Below are 15624 nucleotides of genomic sequence, written 5' to 3' on the forward strand. Positions count from 1 at the left end.
AATCTACTCTCCTGACATAACTTGACGTTCTTCAAGGGTGGCGGGACGATGTTGTTGTCGCTCAGGAACAAACTGAACATTATCGTCTCGTTTAGGACTATTAATAAAATGAGCAAACCGGATTTGTGCTTCTGGATTATTAACAGTTTCTTTCCATTCACAAACAAAAAGCTTACGAATGCGAGCCATCTCTTTTTCAAGTTCGTCATTGATACCTAATTTGTCATCAATAATGACACTACGCAAATATTCGATCCCCCCCTCAAGGTTTTCAAACCAGACAGAAGTCCGTTGTAATTTATCCGCTGTACGAATATAGAACATAAGGAAACGGTCTAAGTAGCGAATAAGGGTTTCTCGATCTAAATCAGCAGCTAAAAGATCGGCATGACGAGGTTTCATACCACCATTACCACAAACATAAAGATTCCAACCTTTTTCAGTTGCAATAACGCCAATATCCTTACCCTGAGCTTCGGCACATTCACGGGTACAACCTGAAACACCAAGTTTGAATTTATGAGGCGCTCGAATACCTTTATAGCGGTTTTCTAATTCGACACCTAAACTAACACTATCTCCTACCCCAAAACGACACCAAGTGCTACCTACGCAAGTTTTTGCCATACGTAATGCCTTAGCGTAAGCGTGACCACTCTCAAAACCAGCATCAATCAGTTCTTTCCAGATAGCAGGAAGATCATCTTTTTGCGCACCAAACAACGCTATACGTTGTGAACCAGTAATTTTTGAATAGAGATTGTATTTCTTAGCAATCTGACCAATCGCAATCAATCCTTCCGGGGTAATTTCACCACCAGCACTACGAGGAATAATTGAATAAGTACCATTTTTTTGAATATTACCTAAAAAGATATCATTACTATCTTGTAACGGTACAAGATCTGGTTTAAGAATATAATTATTCCAACATGAGGCTAATATAGAGCCAACTGTTGGTTTACAAACTTCACAGCCATAGCCGGTACCATGTTTTTTTATCACTTCATCAAAGGAAGTTAATCCTTCAACACGAATTAAGTGAAAAAGCTCTTGCCGAGAATATTTAAAATGTTCACAAAGTGCATGGCTTACTTCAATACCTTGTTTCGCTAATTCCAAATTAAGGATTTGCGTTACTAGTGGTATACAACCACCACATCCACTACCCGCTTTAGTTTCAGCTTTAATTGCAGCAACAGTATGACAACCAGCATGAATAGCTTGAACAATTTTTGCCTTTGTCACATCAAAACAAGAACATATTTGTGCACTATCAGGTAATGCGTCAGCGCCTAATGCAGGCTTAGCACCTGCATGTGATGGTAAAATTAGAGAATCAGGATGTTCAGGTAAATCCATATCATTAAGCATCAGCTGCAGCAAGTTACTATAATCAGATGTATCACCAACTAAAACAGCACCTAATAGTTTTTTATTATCATTAGATACCACTAACTTTTTATAAACTGGTACACTTTCATCTAAATAAACATAGCTTCTGCTAGCTATTGTTTTAGCCTTTGCATCACCAATACTACCAACGTCGACTCCCATTAATTTGAGTTTAGCACTCATATCGGCACCTTCAAATTTAGCGCTTTCACCGATTAAATGTGCTAAGGCAACTTGTGCCATTTTGTAACCAGGTGCAACTAAACCGTAAACTTTACCTTGCCAACAGGCGCATTCACCTATGGCATAAATATCCGGATCTGAAGTTTGGCAATAATCGTTAATAACGATACCTCCTCTAGGTCCAATATCTAATTCACACGCTTTAGCTAATTGGTCATTGGGACGGATGCCAGTTGAAAAAACAATAAAATCAATTTCAAGTGATGAACCATCAGAAAATTGCATAACTTTACCTGATGGGGTATGAATAATTTCTTGAGTATTTTTGCTTGTATGAACTCCAACTCCCATCTCTTCGATTTTTCTACGCAGTTGATCACCACCCATTGCATCAAGTTGCTCTGACATTAAGACTGGAGCAAATTCGACAACATGAGTTTCAACACCTAAGTTTTTCAATGCACCAGCAGCTTCAAGTCCAAGTAAACCTCCACCGACAACTGCACCTATTTTACAATTACTAGCACAATCACGAATCGCATCGAGATCTTCAATGGTACGATAAACAAAACAATTCGCCCCTTCAGCACCTTTAATTGGAGGAACCCATGGATAAGAGCCCGTTGCAATAATCAACTTATCATAAGAAACAATACGCCCAGTTTGTGAATGCACCTCTTTACGTTGGCGATTAATCAAAATAACCCGTTCATTAAGTAAAATATTAATATCATTTTCTTGGTACAAGCCTTCCCGAACTAAAGACAGTGCTTCTGCAGTATGGCCTGAAAAATAGGAAGAAAGATGAACACGATCGTAAGCTACTCTTGGTTCTTGGCAAAAGATGGTAATTTTAAAATTATCAGACTGCATTTTTTCGATAATTTCTTCGACAAAACGATGTCCAACCATCCCATTGCCTATAATAACGAGATTGGTTTTACTCATAAAAAGCTCCAAATTTATTTTTAATTCAATTATTTAATTTTTATCTATACGATATTTTAAGGAACTTTAAATAGAATATAATTACCCTCAAGGATTACCACTTTAGTAGTAGATTAAATAATAAGCTTTAAAACAATAAGTTATCATTCTTGACTAACTAAATATCAATGAAAATTAACAAATTAATGAGATCAACCTCTCAAACTAAAGTAAAAAAACAATTGCCAATTTAGGACAAACCAGTATAATTAGCCGACTAAATAAATTAGGTAAAGCAATTGAATTACAACTCAAGAATACTTCCTTCGCGCGAAACTTTAGCAAAAGCACAAAGTTTTAATGATGAAATTATCGAGGTTTCAGGCGTTGATCTGGTCCTAAGTTTAATTACTACTGCCGATTTAATTCGTTCTAATATTTATGCACAACTTGCAAAAGATTATGATGTTTCTGAAGGAAAATTTGCATTGCTAATGTCATTGTATAGTGAAGGTGAAACCTGCGCTAGCGAGCTAGCATTGAAAGTTGGCGTCACTCCTGCAACTGTCTCAGTAATGGTTAAACGGATGTTAGCTACGCAAGATCCTTTAATATCGATGACGAAAAGTGGGGAAGATGGTCGTTCTCGACTAATCAGGCTCACCACAACTGGTGTAAATCTTATACAAAAAGCGCTACCTAATCACTTAAAATCGATTCGTGCTTTTGCTCAGGTTTTAAATGCACAAGAGCAGGAATCTTTAATTGCAATGTTACGTAAATTATTACGTAAATAATTGCTTTTAATCACTAAAAATCATGATATTTTAACAATATACTTAGCTGACTAAATAAATGAAAAATAAACTAAACTTAGATTTACCAAAAAACATTAAAATTCCTGCTATATTTTTATTGCTACTTCTAATTGGATCAACATTGATTTGTCTTGGTTCAAGGAACGATGCAGTAACTGTTGCTAAAAGTATCAAATCAGGCGTATTAACTGCTGATGAAATCAATGTTGCATTTCAAAATGTAGGTGGCAAAGTCATTAAACGGTTTGTCCAAGAATCACAATTTGTAAAAAAAGGCGATCCATTAATGCAACTTGAAGATACTGATACGCAGCTATCAATAGATCGCTTACAAGCGCTAGTTGATAGTCAAACAGCCGCAGTTAATCAAGAACAAGCAGCAATCGAAATCACTGAAAATGAAACTAACCTCAATGAATTATCAACATGGCGGAAAATAGAAGAAGTTAAAGCAAACTTAGAGGCTGCAATATCTTCTCGAGACTTAGCTAATACTGAATTTCAACGTCATACTCAATTAAGAAAAACTGGAGGTACTTCACAATCACAACTTGATGCTGCACGCAATGCCTACATTAATTCAAAAATGCAAGTTGTACAGATTGAAAGTCAATTATCAACATTGATGATTGGTGCATCACCTGAGCAAATCACCCAGTTTGAACAAACTAGAAATGCAACGGGAATGACATTGCAGTCGATTACTATTGCTAGACAAAAACTGCAAAATCGCCAAAATCAACTTGCTCAAATCCGTGCTCAACTCGCACAAGCCGAAGCTGATTTAAAACAACTAAAAGTAAATTATAGCCGCCTTACATTAGTTGCACCAGAAGATGGAAAAGTACTAAAACTAATGTTTGAAGATGGTGAAATGGTGCCTGCTGGCGCACCAGCAGTATTGTTAGAAACAGACCGTAAATATGTTGACATCTATGTTAACGAAAAAATGGTTAATGATTATCAACCTGAAACTAAAGTAAAAGCTAATGTGATTGCCCTGGACAAAACAGTAAAAGGTACTGTCCGTTTTGCAACAGCGGCGCCTTCATTTGCTGATTTACGAATGACTCGGGAACGAGGACAGGCAGATTTAACATCTTATCAAGTCAGAATTTATATAGAACCTATACCGCATTTATTAACTGGTATGACAATTGAGGTTGATCAATGATGCAAAACATCATTAAATCTATGCTTGAAGAGCTTGATGCTATGTTATCAGGCCACTTCATTCCTTATTATAAAGTGTGCTTAGGTTTAGCTGCTATCGTATCACTTGTTTTTTCAATTGTGCTAAGCCATGGTTCAGTTTTTGAAGGAAAAATTGCTGTTATTGATCTTGATGGTTCCAATTACTCAACTGAATTAATCAGTAAAGTAAATACTTCACCATTTATTGAAATAACAGAAGTAATTCGCTCACCAATAAATCCAATTACATTAGTATCACACGACCGTAATTTAGGTGTGTTATATATTCCTAAAGGACTTGAAAAGTCTCTAAAAAAAGGGGATCAAACCGTTAAATTAGGTTATTTTGCTGATGATTCAAATGATGCACAAAATGCCAAGGTAATGCAAAGTCTTAATGAAATCATTCCTGAATCGGGTGCTGAATTAAGCGTTGGTAAAGTTGCAGCATTAGGACTTGGAAGAGAAGCAACTGAAGCAACCTTATCACCAATGCAATTAAAAACTAGGACCATGTTTAATCCGTCTAGTTCATCAACAATATCCACTATAATCTATTTCGTTTACTTCTTCTCGTCATTAACGTATGGATTAACATCATTAATGATAATTGGCCGATTAAAAACAATGGGGATGTGGAATACCGTAATAGAACGTGGTTTTGTACCACTATTAGCGAGAACCGTGCCTTATGCCCTATTTTATACCACTGCTTTAACTTTAATTACTGCAATACTGGTTTTATTTGGACAATTACGTTTTGATGGTAATTACTTTATTTTTGTACCTAGTGTATTTATGACTGGACTCGCTTTTGGTTGGTTAGGCTTCTTATTATCTTGGAATACCAATCATCCAGGTGAAGGTGCTAGCAGAATGATTTTCCTTGTTCCACCGGGATTCATTATGGGTGGCTCAACCATGGCGGTAGGCATTATGCCAATCTGGGCATTTTATGTCAGCCACGCATTTCCATTAGTTTGGCTCTTCCGCTTTTTCCGCGATATAGGTATACGAGGACGTTCATTTGTCGATATGTTATCAACATATGGAATATTCATTATTTATTTAACCGTTATTGCTTTTATCGTGATGATGTTTGTTAATCGCTTGAAAAAACCAGACAATCAAACGCAAATTAATTAATTTATTCATACATAAGTTATTGAAACGCTTCCGCGGTTCAATAACTTTCTTCTTTACTATTATTCCAAGCGACCAGTGATGATGAAAATTGAATATTTTTATCAATCCACCGTTCAAATTCGTCATTTAACCAAATTAAACCGGCGAAACCCACCACCTAAAGTGACGTTAGAAATGGGGAATTTCCCAATTAACATGCAGGGCTTTTGTACTTTTTCAACCTTTAAACAAGCGATGAGTAAGGCAACGCAATAACCTTTATCTGATTGAAAGTATGCATAAATTTATGCTAAATTTTGTATGCTTTCAATCTAAAGACGGTTAAATAGATTGCGCTTGTGTGGAGCAAAAGCAGGTTGCCGGGTGTTATCCTATTAGCAAAACGTTTTTTTATTAATAATGAATTGATCGCTACCTGTGATTTTTTCAACAATCAGATCATTAAAGTTATCGATAGTTAGCTGGGCATGATGATTAATCAAATTAGACATATTGACACCAATCACCTGACAATTAGCCTTATTTGCTGACTCAATGCCCGCAGCGGAATCTTCAAAAACAATACACGAACTGGCTGCTAAATCTAACAGTTTTGCGCCTTGCAAATAGCCGTCTGGGGCTGGTTTGGTGTTAGCCACCATTTCGCCGGTGATAAATACCGGCGGTTTAGCAACCTGTAGCAAACTAAATCTTGCTTCAGCCACAATTTTAGTGCCGGAAGTGACAATCCCCCAAGGGATATTCATTGATGATAATAGCTGCAGAAAATCGCTTGCGCCCGGTATTTCATCAATCCCTTGTACATCATTTGACTCTAATTGCTCCATCCAATGATATTCTTGCTCAATCAAACTAGTGGGCTGATCAGGTAAAAACAGCTTAATATTATCGATAGCTTTACGCCCATGAATGGTTGTTAATACCTTAGTGGCATCTAAATGATGCCGCTGAGCAAATTTCAACCAGCAGCGCTCAACTGCTGGTAGAGAGTTAACCAAAGTACCATCTAAATCAAACAAAATACCTTTAGCTTTCATATTATAGTTTACCTGCACTTCCACAAATACGAATTTTATCTTCCACAATTTTCGCCATTGCCAGTTTAGCCGGTTGCATGTAGTGCCTTGGATCGTTAGCATCCGGTTGAGCTTGAAAGTATTGTTTCAACGCATCTGAAAAAGCAATTTTTAATTCAGTTGCCACATTCACTTTACAGATACCTAATGAAATCGATTTTTTCACCATTGCTTCAGGTATTCCCGAAGCGCCATGCAACACCAGAGGAATCGCAACTTTATCGCGTATTTTGGCTAATCGATCAAAATCCAATTTAGGCTCACCTTTATACATACCATGAGCCGATCCAATTGCCACCGCTAAAGAATCCATGCCTGTTCGCTCGACATATTCCCTTGCCGCATCCGGATCAGTAAAGGCGCTGTCTTTATCATCCACAACAAGGTCGTCTTCTTGTCCACCCAGACGCCCTAATTCAGCTTCAACACTGGCATTAAATTTATGACTAAATTCGACCATTTTACGCACAATGTCAATATTTTCTTCAAAGGGATGATGTGAAGCATCGATCATAACCGAGCGAATACCGCCGGCAATTTTGGCTTGAATATCATCGACATCTTCATGGTGATCAAGATGCAAAGCAAACGGGAAATGTTTAATTTGGGCCGCTGTTTTACAAATGTTGATTAAATACTCTGTGCCGGCATAACGATAAGTGCCGGGGGTCGCGGCTAATATAACCGGAGACTGCAACTGTTTTGCGGTATCAACCACAACTTGAATTGTTTCAAGGTTGTGAATATTAAATGCCGGAACAGCATAATTTTCACGTTGCGCTTTTTTTAACATCTCTTGACTTGAAATAAGATACATAATAACTCCTTAATTAATATTTAATAAATTTGGTTAACAATAACTTGTTGGAAATAATCATCATAATTGTGCATATTCACAAAGCCGGTTTGCGATTCCATGGCATTTAACATGCCCATCGTCATCGCCCTTTTGAGCATGGTTTCTATCGATTCGTTTTCATGAATGCTTACTGCAAGACCCGCTAACGTCACATCGCCAGACCCAACCGGATTGACAACATCAATTTTAGGAATTGAAACTTGATAATATTGCTGATGACAACGAGCAAAAGCTCCATTTTTACCCAGTGAAATGATGATAAAAGGGATTGCATTCAGCAGTGGATGATCAACCGCCTTAATCAACGAAGCAGTATCATTAACATCAATATCCATCTGAATTATTTGTTGTAATTCATCTTTATTCGGCTTAATTAAGTAAGGTTTATGTTCAGAGACCAACGTAGCTAATAACATTTTGCCGGAGGAATCTAGTAAAACAGGAATGGCTTTTTTATTGGCGATTTGAATTAATGTGGCATAAAAATCAACCGGGAAACCTTGTGGTAGAGATCCTGAAATGGTCATTACCTTGGCTTTATCCACTAACGTTTGATAGTGCGCTAAAAAGGCATCCACCTCTTTTTGTTCGAGTGTTGGCCCAGATTCTAGAATTTCGGTTTGATTACCTTCATGTAATATCGCAATACAATTACGTGATTCATGTTTAGTAACATAAAAATGGTAATGGATATTGTCACTATCTAACTGTTTTTGAATATACTGGCCGGTTGTACCGCCAACAATACCTGAGGCTAACACATTGATGCCCGAAAATTTCACACCTCGTGTGACATTTAGCCCTTTACCACCGGCGGTTTTTTTAACATTTGTAACACGATTAATGTCATTAATATGGAGTGTATTGAGTGGATAAGAGATATCCACAGAAGGATTCATGGTAATTGTTAATATCATATTCTCGCCTACATATTGATTGCAAAATCATATCGTTGGGAGAAATAACAAGCTTAAACAATTAAATTAGTTTAATAATATTAATCAACATAATAGCCAACAACAATCCATTGTCATTATTACGTTAACTATATAAAATCAAATATTTAGCTAAAAAATCTTTTAAGCTTTATTCAAAAAGATACACAATCACCAGTCAAAATTTAAACAGCTATAAAATCAATGCCTTTTTCTTCAAATTGTTGTTTATAACTGTTATCGACATCAGTATCGGTAATAATGGTACTTAGTTTATTAAGTGGTAATACGATATTAATGCCATTTCGTCCAAATTTTGATGAATCTAAAACTGCAATAACCTGCCTTGCCGCATTAGCCATCACACTACTGATAGTGTAGCCTTCGTTAAACGTTGTTATTCCTCTTTTTGCATCTATTCCATCTGCACCAACAAACAAAATATCAGCAGAAATGCCGTCTAACGATTGCTCAGCAATTTTTCCATGAAAAGAACGAGTCTTATGCCTCAGCGTACCACCACACATAAATAACATAATGTCACTGTTGTCCGACAAAATAAATGCAGAAGTAAGGCTGTTGGTAATGACAGTGATATGCTTGAGTTTTACTAACTCTTCAGCTATCAACATTGTAGTACTACCACTATCTAAAATAATGGTATCACCCTCTTTGACATGTTTAACTGCTTCAATTGCAATACGTTTTTTAGCCTCTATAAAACGCTGATAACGTTCTTCTAATTGCAATTCTTTAAATGATTTTAAATCGCCTTTACTCATGATTTTGGTTGCCCCGCCATGGAATCGAGTCAAAACACCTTGTTTTTCCAGCAAACGAAGATCTGTTCTGATTGTCACTTCCGAAACATCATATTGTCCTGATAAATCACTAACCAAAACAGTTCCTTTCGCATTAATAAGTTCGACTATTTGTTGACGTCTTTCACTTGCATTCATAATATTTCCTTTTTCGAAAATTCTTCAGCAGTGTATAACAAACAAAATCAAAAGATAAGCGCTCATTTTTAATAGCTAATCTAAATCAGATAATTAAATGCAATTTAATAAAATTTTACCGTTCATTGGATGACCGTTTAATGCACTAACTTGTTGAGTAAATTCATTAAAATCACCCACCCCTGCAATTAGCTCATCTAACCTGATTTTACCGTCAACAAAAAACTGACTAACGAGTTGCCACTCTTTGCCAGGCCATGGTGCAGAGTAATTCATCCAGCTTCCTAAGATCTCAAGCTCTTTTCGTAAAATCATCCCGAATGTTTTTTCTGAAAGAGTCACATCATGATGCAATGTGCCAATCAAACCGACTTTGGCTCTAGCGCCAGCTATTTCAATGGCTAAGCTTACTGTCGCTGGCGTGCCGGCGGTTTCTAATACCACCTGATCAAATCGATGTGGCATCAATGCTTCATAGATCGCCGAAGCTGTCATATTTTTTGAGTGATAAACCGCATCAGCACCTAGTTTTTTAGCTAGATCTAAGCGCTCTTGATTAATATCTAATACCGCAACAAATTTAGCGCCCATCGCTTTGGCGCACTGCATAGCAAGCAAACCAATGGTACCGCCACCAACAATCACCACATTCTTATTTTGACAACCGTCAGCCAATAACAGTGCATGCATCCCAACAGTCATTGGCTCAAAAAATGCCCCTTCGATAGGGCTAACACTTTTCGGTAACTTAAAGGCGTTTCTCTTATTTATGACGATATACTGTGCCAATCCGCCAGTAATTCTTGAGCCAACGAAGGTGTAATGTTTACAAAGTGAATAGTAATGTTTTTGACACTCATCACATTTAAAACAAGGCAATAAAGGTACACAAGAGATCAGATCACCAATCTCAAACTCTGTCACATCGCTGCCCATTTCGACAACCGTGCCACTAAATTCATGGCCAAGTGTGATTGGGTAAAAATGTGCACCATGATGAAAAATGCGTGGAATATCAGAACCACATAACCCGCAATACGCCACTTTCACCAGAATTTGATCTGGTGAAGTGATTTTGGGCATCTCAATATCTTCTACAGATAAAGTCCCCTCATCATTAACAACGACTGCTTTCATATTATTTTCCTATGTTAATAATCAAATAGGTTGCTGTTCTAACGTCCACTGGTTTAACAGTGAACGTTACTTAATGGATTTAAAAAATGGCTTTTTTATTGCTCATTTACGCTATTTGCACCTTCTACATATTGCTGTTTTAATAACAATTTGTATTTTTGCGCGCGTTGCCAGGTCAAAAATAGGCAAAACAGGTAAAAGAGACCAATGCAGGCAAACCCGATCGGTTGTTTTAAATTAACCAGTTGAACTAAGATATAAGTAATTGGCGAACCACCTTGATCCATCGCACCAACCGAGATGCCATTACCAGCAGTAATAGTACCGGCATTGACGGCAAGCTGAGTGGTTAGTGGCACCATTTGCGTGGCAATCCATAAGGTAATAGCAATAATGATTGAACCGGAAATAATAATCCTAAACAGATTGCCTTGATGAATCGCCACACCCATTGCGATAAAAAAGCCGATAGTTGCTAAGTCACCAAAAGGAAGAACTTCATTACCGGGCAGCACAATGGCAATAAAAATACTTAACGGGATAAAAATTAAGCTGGCAGAAACAACAGTTGAATGACCTAACAATAGTGCCGGATCTAAACCGATAAGGAAGTCTTGCCCACCAAATTTTGATTGAAGATGTTTACGTGCTTGTTTAGATATTGGGGTTAAACCGTCCATGATAGGTTTAATTACTCTTGGCATTAATAGCATTACCGCTGCGGTTTGAATCGCAAGTTGCAAGGTCTGTTTAACACCATAACCGGCTAATACGCCTAATAAAATCCCCATAAATAGACCAACTGTGACTGGCTCGCCAAATGCGCCAAATCTTTTTTGCATATCTACCGCATTGAAATTAATCTTTCTAATGCCAGGTATTTTTTCAATCACCGCATCGACAAATACCGCTATCGGTCCACAATAGGCCGAAGTACCATGTGGCACAGCAATGCCGTCTAGTTCAAAAAAATCTTTGGTATCTTTAGCAAACCAATCCCCCAATTTATAAGCAATAATTGCATGTACAACCACGCCAGCAATACCTAGCCAGTAAGAGCCGGTTGCAATATAAACCAGCGCCCCGCTGAAGGTCATATGCCAAATGTTCCAAATATCAACATTAACAACACGGGTTAATCTTAAAAGTAACATGGCAATGTTTACTGCAATGGCAATGGGAATGGCAACCAGCGCAATTTGCGATGCCCACGTCATAGGGGCTGCGCCAGGCCAACCAACATCGACAACATTCAAACTAATATCAAATCTTTCTGCCATAGCTTGAGCTGCCGGCCCAACTGAGCTGGTTAATAAGCCAACCACCAAACCAATACCGACAAAGCCAATCCCAATATGAATCCCGGCTTTTAATGCATCACCAATTTTCATTCTTAGCGAAAGTGAAAACAGAATAATCACAATGGGTAGCATTACAGACGGTCCCAAATCTAAGATGTACTGCATAATTTCAGTAAACATAGGTTCATCCTTTTAAAATAGACAATATTTTTGCTTTTAACTGCTCAATTCCAACGCCAGACACAAAAGGCATACCATGCACAATCGGAATATCGCCAAATGTTTGATCCATTTTTGCCGTCGTACAGATCAGGTCGACATCATCAATAAAGGTATTAATTTCATTAATACGACACTGCACTAAATCGAGCTCAATATTATTTTCATTACATAGCTCTTTTATTTCTTCTGCTGCTAAAGTTGACGTCGCAACGGCGCCACCACATGCAACAATAATCTTTTTTTTCATAATGCCTCCTAAACAACTTATTGATTAAATATCACTTCATTAAAACGTTCGACCACTTCGTTTTGCGAACGACTTAATAAAAAGTGATAAAATTCTTTATCTTGTAAATGGGTAAAAAGTGCTTTCAACAGTGATAGTTGATCAGCTGGTGAAGTCACTACCAATGAAATAATCAATGAAACATCAACGGTGCCATCGTCATCTGCACGTTGAAACGAAACCGGAGATTGGGTGCGAAGAATAAAAATCGCAGGACTGTTAGCATGTTCAGCTTCACAATGTGGAATAGCCACCGCATAGCCATCGAGCAAAATACCGGTTGGATATAATGCTTCCCGATCAAGTAAAGCTTTCAAATGGCTCTGTTTGACAATCCCTTTTTTTTGTAACTGTTGACTTAAATAAGTCAGTAAAGCTAACTCATTGTCAAATTTAAGATTGTCTTCGAAAAGAAGCTGACATTTATTCATATTTACTCTCCATTTTTTATCTTTTTAATATTACGTTTTAAATTAAAACTTTCGAAAACAAAAACAATATCGAAAGATTAAATACTTTCGAAATAAAAAACAAATAAGATTTTATATTTTTGTGATCGAAATCTATTTTTTAAAATAAACTTGAGATCCCAAATCGTGATAAAGACCTTTACCCAAAACAAAGTATGATCCAGATCACAAAATCAACTTTTTTGAATTGCAATAATGGATTAAAATGTCAAAATGTTACCCGTAACAGGTTATTTTGGAGAATAACGTAATGACACAACAAAGGAAAAATGTTTTCGTATTCATGGGTGTATCAGGTAGCGGTAAATCGGTTGTTGCAAAACAAATAGCCGATAACCTAAATGCCGCTTTTCTAGATGGTGACTTTTTACATCCCAAAGCCAATATTTTGAAAATGCGCAGCGGTACCCCGCTAAATGATAACGACAGGATGCCTTGGTTAAACTTAATTAGTAATGCTGCATTTGCAATGAGTAATGTCAATGATATTTCGATTATTATCTGCTCAGCATTAAAAGAAAAATATCGAGACATTATTCGTGGAGAAAATGAAAATGTGCACTTTATTTATTTAAAAGGAAGTTTTGATGTTATCTCCCAACGTTTAGCTAAACGCCAAGGGCATTATCAAAAAACAGGAATGCTACAGTCGCAATTTGACGCATTAGAAGAACCAACAGCCAATGAAAAAGATGTTTATGCTATCAATATTGAACAACCACTAAATGGTGTTATTGAAGATAGCATGAAGGTTATTAATTCAATATGTCATTGTGAATAAATTTATAAAAGTTTAGAAATTATAATAAATATAATCTAAGAGGTTAATGTGAATTCCACTATTTTAGCTGTAACTCAGCGCATTATTAATCGCTCTAAAGCAACACGTGAAGCTTATCTACAAAAAATAGAACATGCTATGTTAAAGAAAGTTACCCGAGCAAGTTTGCCTTGTAGTAACTTAGCTCATGGCTTTGCCGCTTGTTGCCTCGATGAGAAAAATGATCTTAAAAATATATTAAAAAGTAATATCGGTATTATCAGTTCTTATAACGATATGTTATCAGCACATAAACCTTATGAATTTTATCCAGAACAAATTCGAAAAGTGCTACATGAAGTCGGCGCTGTTGGCCAAATGGCTGGAGGGGTACCGGCTATGTGTGATGGTGTAACCCAAGGCGAACCGGGTATGGAAATTTCGCTAATGAGTCGAGATGTGATTGCAATGTCTGTTGCCGTTGGGTTATCACATAATATGTTTGATGGCGCACTGTACCTAGGAGTTTGCGATAAAATTTTACCTGGATTATTTATTGGGGCCCTATCTTTTGGGCATTTACCCGCTATCTTTGTTCCTTCTGGACCGATGCCTTCAGGTTTACCAAATAAAGAGAAAGTTCGCATTCGTCAACTTTATTCAGAAGGAAAAGCTTCTCGCGAAGATTTATTAGAATCTGAATCAGCCTCATACCATACCAGCGGAACTTGTACGTTTTATGGCACGGCAAATAGTAACCAAATGGTCATTGAGTTAATGGGATTACATTTACCGGGAGCCGCTTTTGTTCACCCTGAAACAACATTACGCAATGAACTAACCAATGCCGCTGCAAGACAGATCACTCGTTTAACTAACCAATCAGGAAACTATATGCCAGTTGGTAAAATGGTGGATGAAAAAGTAATTGTCAATGGTTTAGTTGCGCTTTTAGCCACAGGTGGCTCAACCAATTTGACTATGCACATTGTCGCTATGGCTAAAGCGGCTGGTATTGTTATTAATTGGGACGATATTTCAGACTTATCAACAGTTGTTCCGTTATTGAGCCGAATATACCCTAATGGGCCGGCCGACATTAACTACTTCCAAGCAGCAGGTGGAACTTCATTATTGGTCCGAGAACTATTATCCGGTGGTTTGTTACATGAAGATGTTGAAACTGTAGTTGGCCATGGACTGAGCCGTTACACGAAAGAGCCAATTTTAGAAAATGGTAAACTCATCTTCCGCGAAGGTCCTAAAGAATCTTTAGATAAAAATGTGATTGCTTCAATAAAAAAACCTTTCAACTCTCATGGTGGCTTAAAAGTGATGTCTGGCAATTTAGGGAGAGCGATAATGAAAACGTCTGCAGTTACCGCTGAGCACCAAATTATCGAAGCACCTGCAGTAGTCTTTAATAGTCAGTATGATTTAGATGCAGAATATAAAGCTGGCAACCTCAACAAAGACTGTGTTGTAGTTGTTCGTTATCAAGGTCCAAAAGCTATCGGTATGCCAGAGCTACATAAATTAATAACACCATTGGGTGTTTTACAAGATCGCGGCTATAAAGTTGCGTTATTAACTGATGGACGGCTATCTGGCGCATCAGGCAAAGTACCGGCAGCTATTCATGTTACACCTGAAGCCTATGCCGGTGGATTATTAAGCAAAGTTGAACAAGGTGATATGATCCGAGTCAATGGTCAAACCGGTGAAATAACACTATTGGTTGATGAAGCTGAACTCGCAAAACGTAGTCCAGCACCAATCGATTTAACCGATTCCCATAAAGGTTTTGGTCGAGAACTTTATACCGTTGTTAGAGAAAATTTATCTTCAGCTGAAGAAGGCGCTGTTAGTTTTTAATCCAACTTATCTGCCGCAAAATGCGGCAGATATCGTAAAAATCCCCCTAAAAACCCCGTTCCTCAACTTTTTTTTATCTAT

General features: G+C 37.4%; 15 protein-coding genes. 6 read left to right on the forward strand and 9 right to left on the reverse strand.

The annotated features are described in order from the left end of the window. Nucleotides 1-3 precede the first annotated feature (3 nt). Nucleotides 4-2526 carry a nitrite reductase large subunit NirB gene (gene nirB / locus J3U27_RS06105; protein ID WP_065734959.1) on the reverse strand — a complete coding sequence of 841 codons (2523 nt, stop codon included), beginning with the start codon at nt 2524-2526 and terminating at the stop codon, nt 4-6. A 278-nt stretch (nt 2527-2804) separates the two neighbouring features. Here nirB and J3U27_RS06110 point away from each other — a divergent pair, with 278 nt between their 5' ends. The 4 genes from J3U27_RS06110 (at nt 2805) to J3U27_RS06125 (ending at nt 5918) form a co-directional block, all read left to right on the forward strand. Beyond that, nucleotides 2805-3302: a MarR family winged helix-turn-helix transcriptional regulator gene (locus J3U27_RS06110; RefSeq protein ID WP_267377067.1), complete on the forward strand. Its 498-nt coding sequence runs from the start codon at nt 2805-2807 to the stop codon at nt 3300-3302. 58 nt (nt 3303-3360) lie between these two features. Further along, nucleotides 3361-4497, forward strand: a complete 1137-nt coding sequence (locus J3U27_RS06115; protein WP_267330559.1) for an HlyD family secretion protein — start codon at nt 3361-3363, stop codon at nt 4495-4497. After that, the gene (locus J3U27_RS06120) at nt 4494-5663 is read left to right on the forward strand and encodes an ABC transporter permease (RefSeq protein WP_218060058.1); all 1170 of its coding nucleotides are present in this window, start codon (nt 4494-4496) and stop codon (nt 5661-5663) included. Before J3U27_RS06115 ends, J3U27_RS06120 begins: the two co-directional genes overlap by 4 nt. 78 nt (nt 5664-5741) lie before the next feature. Then, complete coding sequence (locus J3U27_RS06125) at nt 5742-5918, forward strand: hypothetical protein (protein WP_176713967.1); 177 nt, start codon at nt 5742-5744, stop codon at nt 5916-5918. A 119-nt stretch (nt 5919-6037) separates the two neighbouring features. Here J3U27_RS06125 and J3U27_RS06130 read toward each other — a convergent pair whose 3' ends face one another. The 8 genes from J3U27_RS06130 to gatA all read right to left on the reverse strand — a co-directional run bounded on the left by J3U27_RS06130 (nt 6038) and on the right by gatA (nt 12869). Then, nucleotides 6038-6700: an HAD-IA family hydrolase gene (locus J3U27_RS06130; RefSeq protein ID WP_267377069.1), complete on the reverse strand. Its 663-nt coding sequence runs from the start codon at nt 6698-6700 to the stop codon at nt 6038-6040. 1 nt (nt 6701) lies between these two features. Next, nucleotides 6702-7556: a tagatose bisphosphate family class II aldolase gene (locus tag J3U27_RS06135; protein WP_267377070.1), complete on the reverse strand. Its 855-nt coding sequence runs from the start codon at nt 7554-7556 to the stop codon at nt 6702-6704. Between the two features lie 20 nt (nt 7557-7576). Continuing rightward, complete coding sequence (lacC, locus tag J3U27_RS06140; RefSeq protein WP_220225301.1) at nt 7577-8515, reverse strand: tagatose-6-phosphate kinase; 939 nt, start codon at nt 8513-8515, stop codon at nt 7577-7579. Between the two features lie 203 nt (nt 8516-8718). Then, complete coding sequence (locus J3U27_RS06145; RefSeq protein WP_065734965.1) at nt 8719-9492, reverse strand: DeoR/GlpR family DNA-binding transcription regulator; 774 nt, start codon at nt 9490-9492, stop codon at nt 8719-8721. A 93-nt stretch (nt 9493-9585) separates the two neighbouring features. Next, nucleotides 9586-10629, reverse strand: a complete 1044-nt coding sequence (locus J3U27_RS06150) for an alcohol dehydrogenase catalytic domain-containing protein (protein ID WP_065734966.1) — start codon at nt 10627-10629, stop codon at nt 9586-9588. A gap of 95 nt (nt 10630-10724) precedes the next feature. Further along, nucleotides 10725-12110 carry a PTS galactitol transporter subunit IIC gene (locus tag J3U27_RS06155; RefSeq protein ID WP_267332086.1) on the reverse strand — a complete coding sequence of 462 codons (1386 nt, stop codon included), beginning with the start codon at nt 12108-12110 and terminating at the stop codon, nt 10725-10727. A gap of 4 nt (nt 12111-12114) precedes the next feature. Continuing rightward, the gene (gene gatB / locus J3U27_RS06160) at nt 12115-12399 is read right to left on the reverse strand and encodes a PTS galactitol transporter subunit IIB (RefSeq protein WP_065734968.1); all 285 of its coding nucleotides are present in this window, start codon (nt 12397-12399) and stop codon (nt 12115-12117) included. Nucleotides 12400-12416: 17 nt separating this feature from the next. Next, on the reverse strand, nt 12417-12869 hold the full coding sequence (gene gatA / locus J3U27_RS06165) for a PTS galactitol transporter subunit IIA (protein ID WP_065734969.1): 453 nt from the start codon (nt 12867-12869) through the stop codon (nt 12417-12419). A 289-nt stretch (nt 12870-13158) separates the two neighbouring features. Between gatA and J3U27_RS06170 the strand changes: the two genes are divergently transcribed. Both J3U27_RS06170 and edd read left to right on the forward strand, forming a co-directional pair. Beyond that, nucleotides 13159-13689, forward strand: coding sequence for a gluconokinase, GntK/IdnK-type (locus J3U27_RS06170; protein WP_065562927.1), 531 nt, complete (start codon nt 13159-13161; stop codon nt 13687-13689). A 48-nt stretch (nt 13690-13737) separates the two neighbouring features. Beyond that, nucleotides 13738-15543 (forward strand): phosphogluconate dehydratase, encoded by a 1806-nt coding sequence (gene edd, locus J3U27_RS06175; RefSeq protein ID WP_267377071.1) that lies wholly within the window; start codon nt 13738-13740, stop codon nt 15541-15543. Nucleotides 15544-15624: the final 81 nt, after the last annotated feature.

Origin of the sequence: Gilliamella sp. B2911, assembly GCF_026536965.1 — a bacterium.
Taxonomy (GTDB): Bacteria; Pseudomonadota; Gammaproteobacteria; order Enterobacterales; family Orbaceae; genus Gilliamella; species Gilliamella apicola_E.

Bases quoted from the DNA above. Each gene is read 5' to 3' on its own strand.
- nirB (WP_065734959.1), bottom strand. From the start codon at position 2,526: ATGAGTAAAACCAATCTCGTTATTATAGGCAATGGGATGGTTGGACAT.
- J3U27_RS06115 (WP_267330559.1), top strand. From the start codon at position 3,361: ATGAAAAATAAACTAAACTTAGATTTACCAAAAAACATTAAAATTCCT.
- J3U27_RS06120 (WP_218060058.1), top strand. From the start codon at position 4,494: ATGATGCAAAACATCATTAAATCTATGCTTGAAGAGCTTGATGCTATG.
- J3U27_RS06125 (WP_176713967.1), top strand. From the start codon at position 5,742: ATGATGAAAATTGAATATTTTTATCAATCCACCGTTCAAATTCGTCAT.
- J3U27_RS06130 (WP_267377069.1), bottom strand. From the start codon at position 6,700: ATGAAAGCTAAAGGTATTTTGTTTGATTTAGATGGTACTTTGGTTAAC.
- J3U27_RS06135 (WP_267377070.1), bottom strand. From the start codon at position 7,556: ATGTATCTTATTTCAAGTCAAGAGATGTTAAAAAAAGCGCAACGTGAA.
- lacC (WP_220225301.1), bottom strand. From the start codon at position 8,515: ATGATATTAACAATTACCATGAATCCTTCTGTGGATATCTCTTATCCA.
- J3U27_RS06145 (WP_065734965.1), bottom strand. From the start codon at position 9,492: ATGAATGCAAGTGAAAGACGTCAACAAATAGTCGAACTTATTAATGCG.
- J3U27_RS06150 (WP_065734966.1), bottom strand. From the start codon at position 10,629: ATGAAAGCAGTCGTTGTTAATGATGAGGGGACTTTATCTGTAGAAGAT.
- J3U27_RS06155 (WP_267332086.1), bottom strand. From the start codon at position 12,110: ATGTTTACTGAAATTATGCAGTACATCTTAGATTTGGGACCGTCTGTA.
- gatB (WP_065734968.1), bottom strand. From the start codon at position 12,399: ATGAAAAAAAAGATTATTGTTGCATGTGGTGGCGCCGTTGCGACGTCA.
- gatA (WP_065734969.1), bottom strand. From the start codon at position 12,869: ATGAATAAATGTCAGCTTCTTTTCGAAGACAATCTTAAATTTGACAAT.
- J3U27_RS06170 (WP_065562927.1), top strand. From the start codon at position 13,159: ATGACACAACAAAGGAAAAATGTTTTCGTATTCATGGGTGTATCAGGT.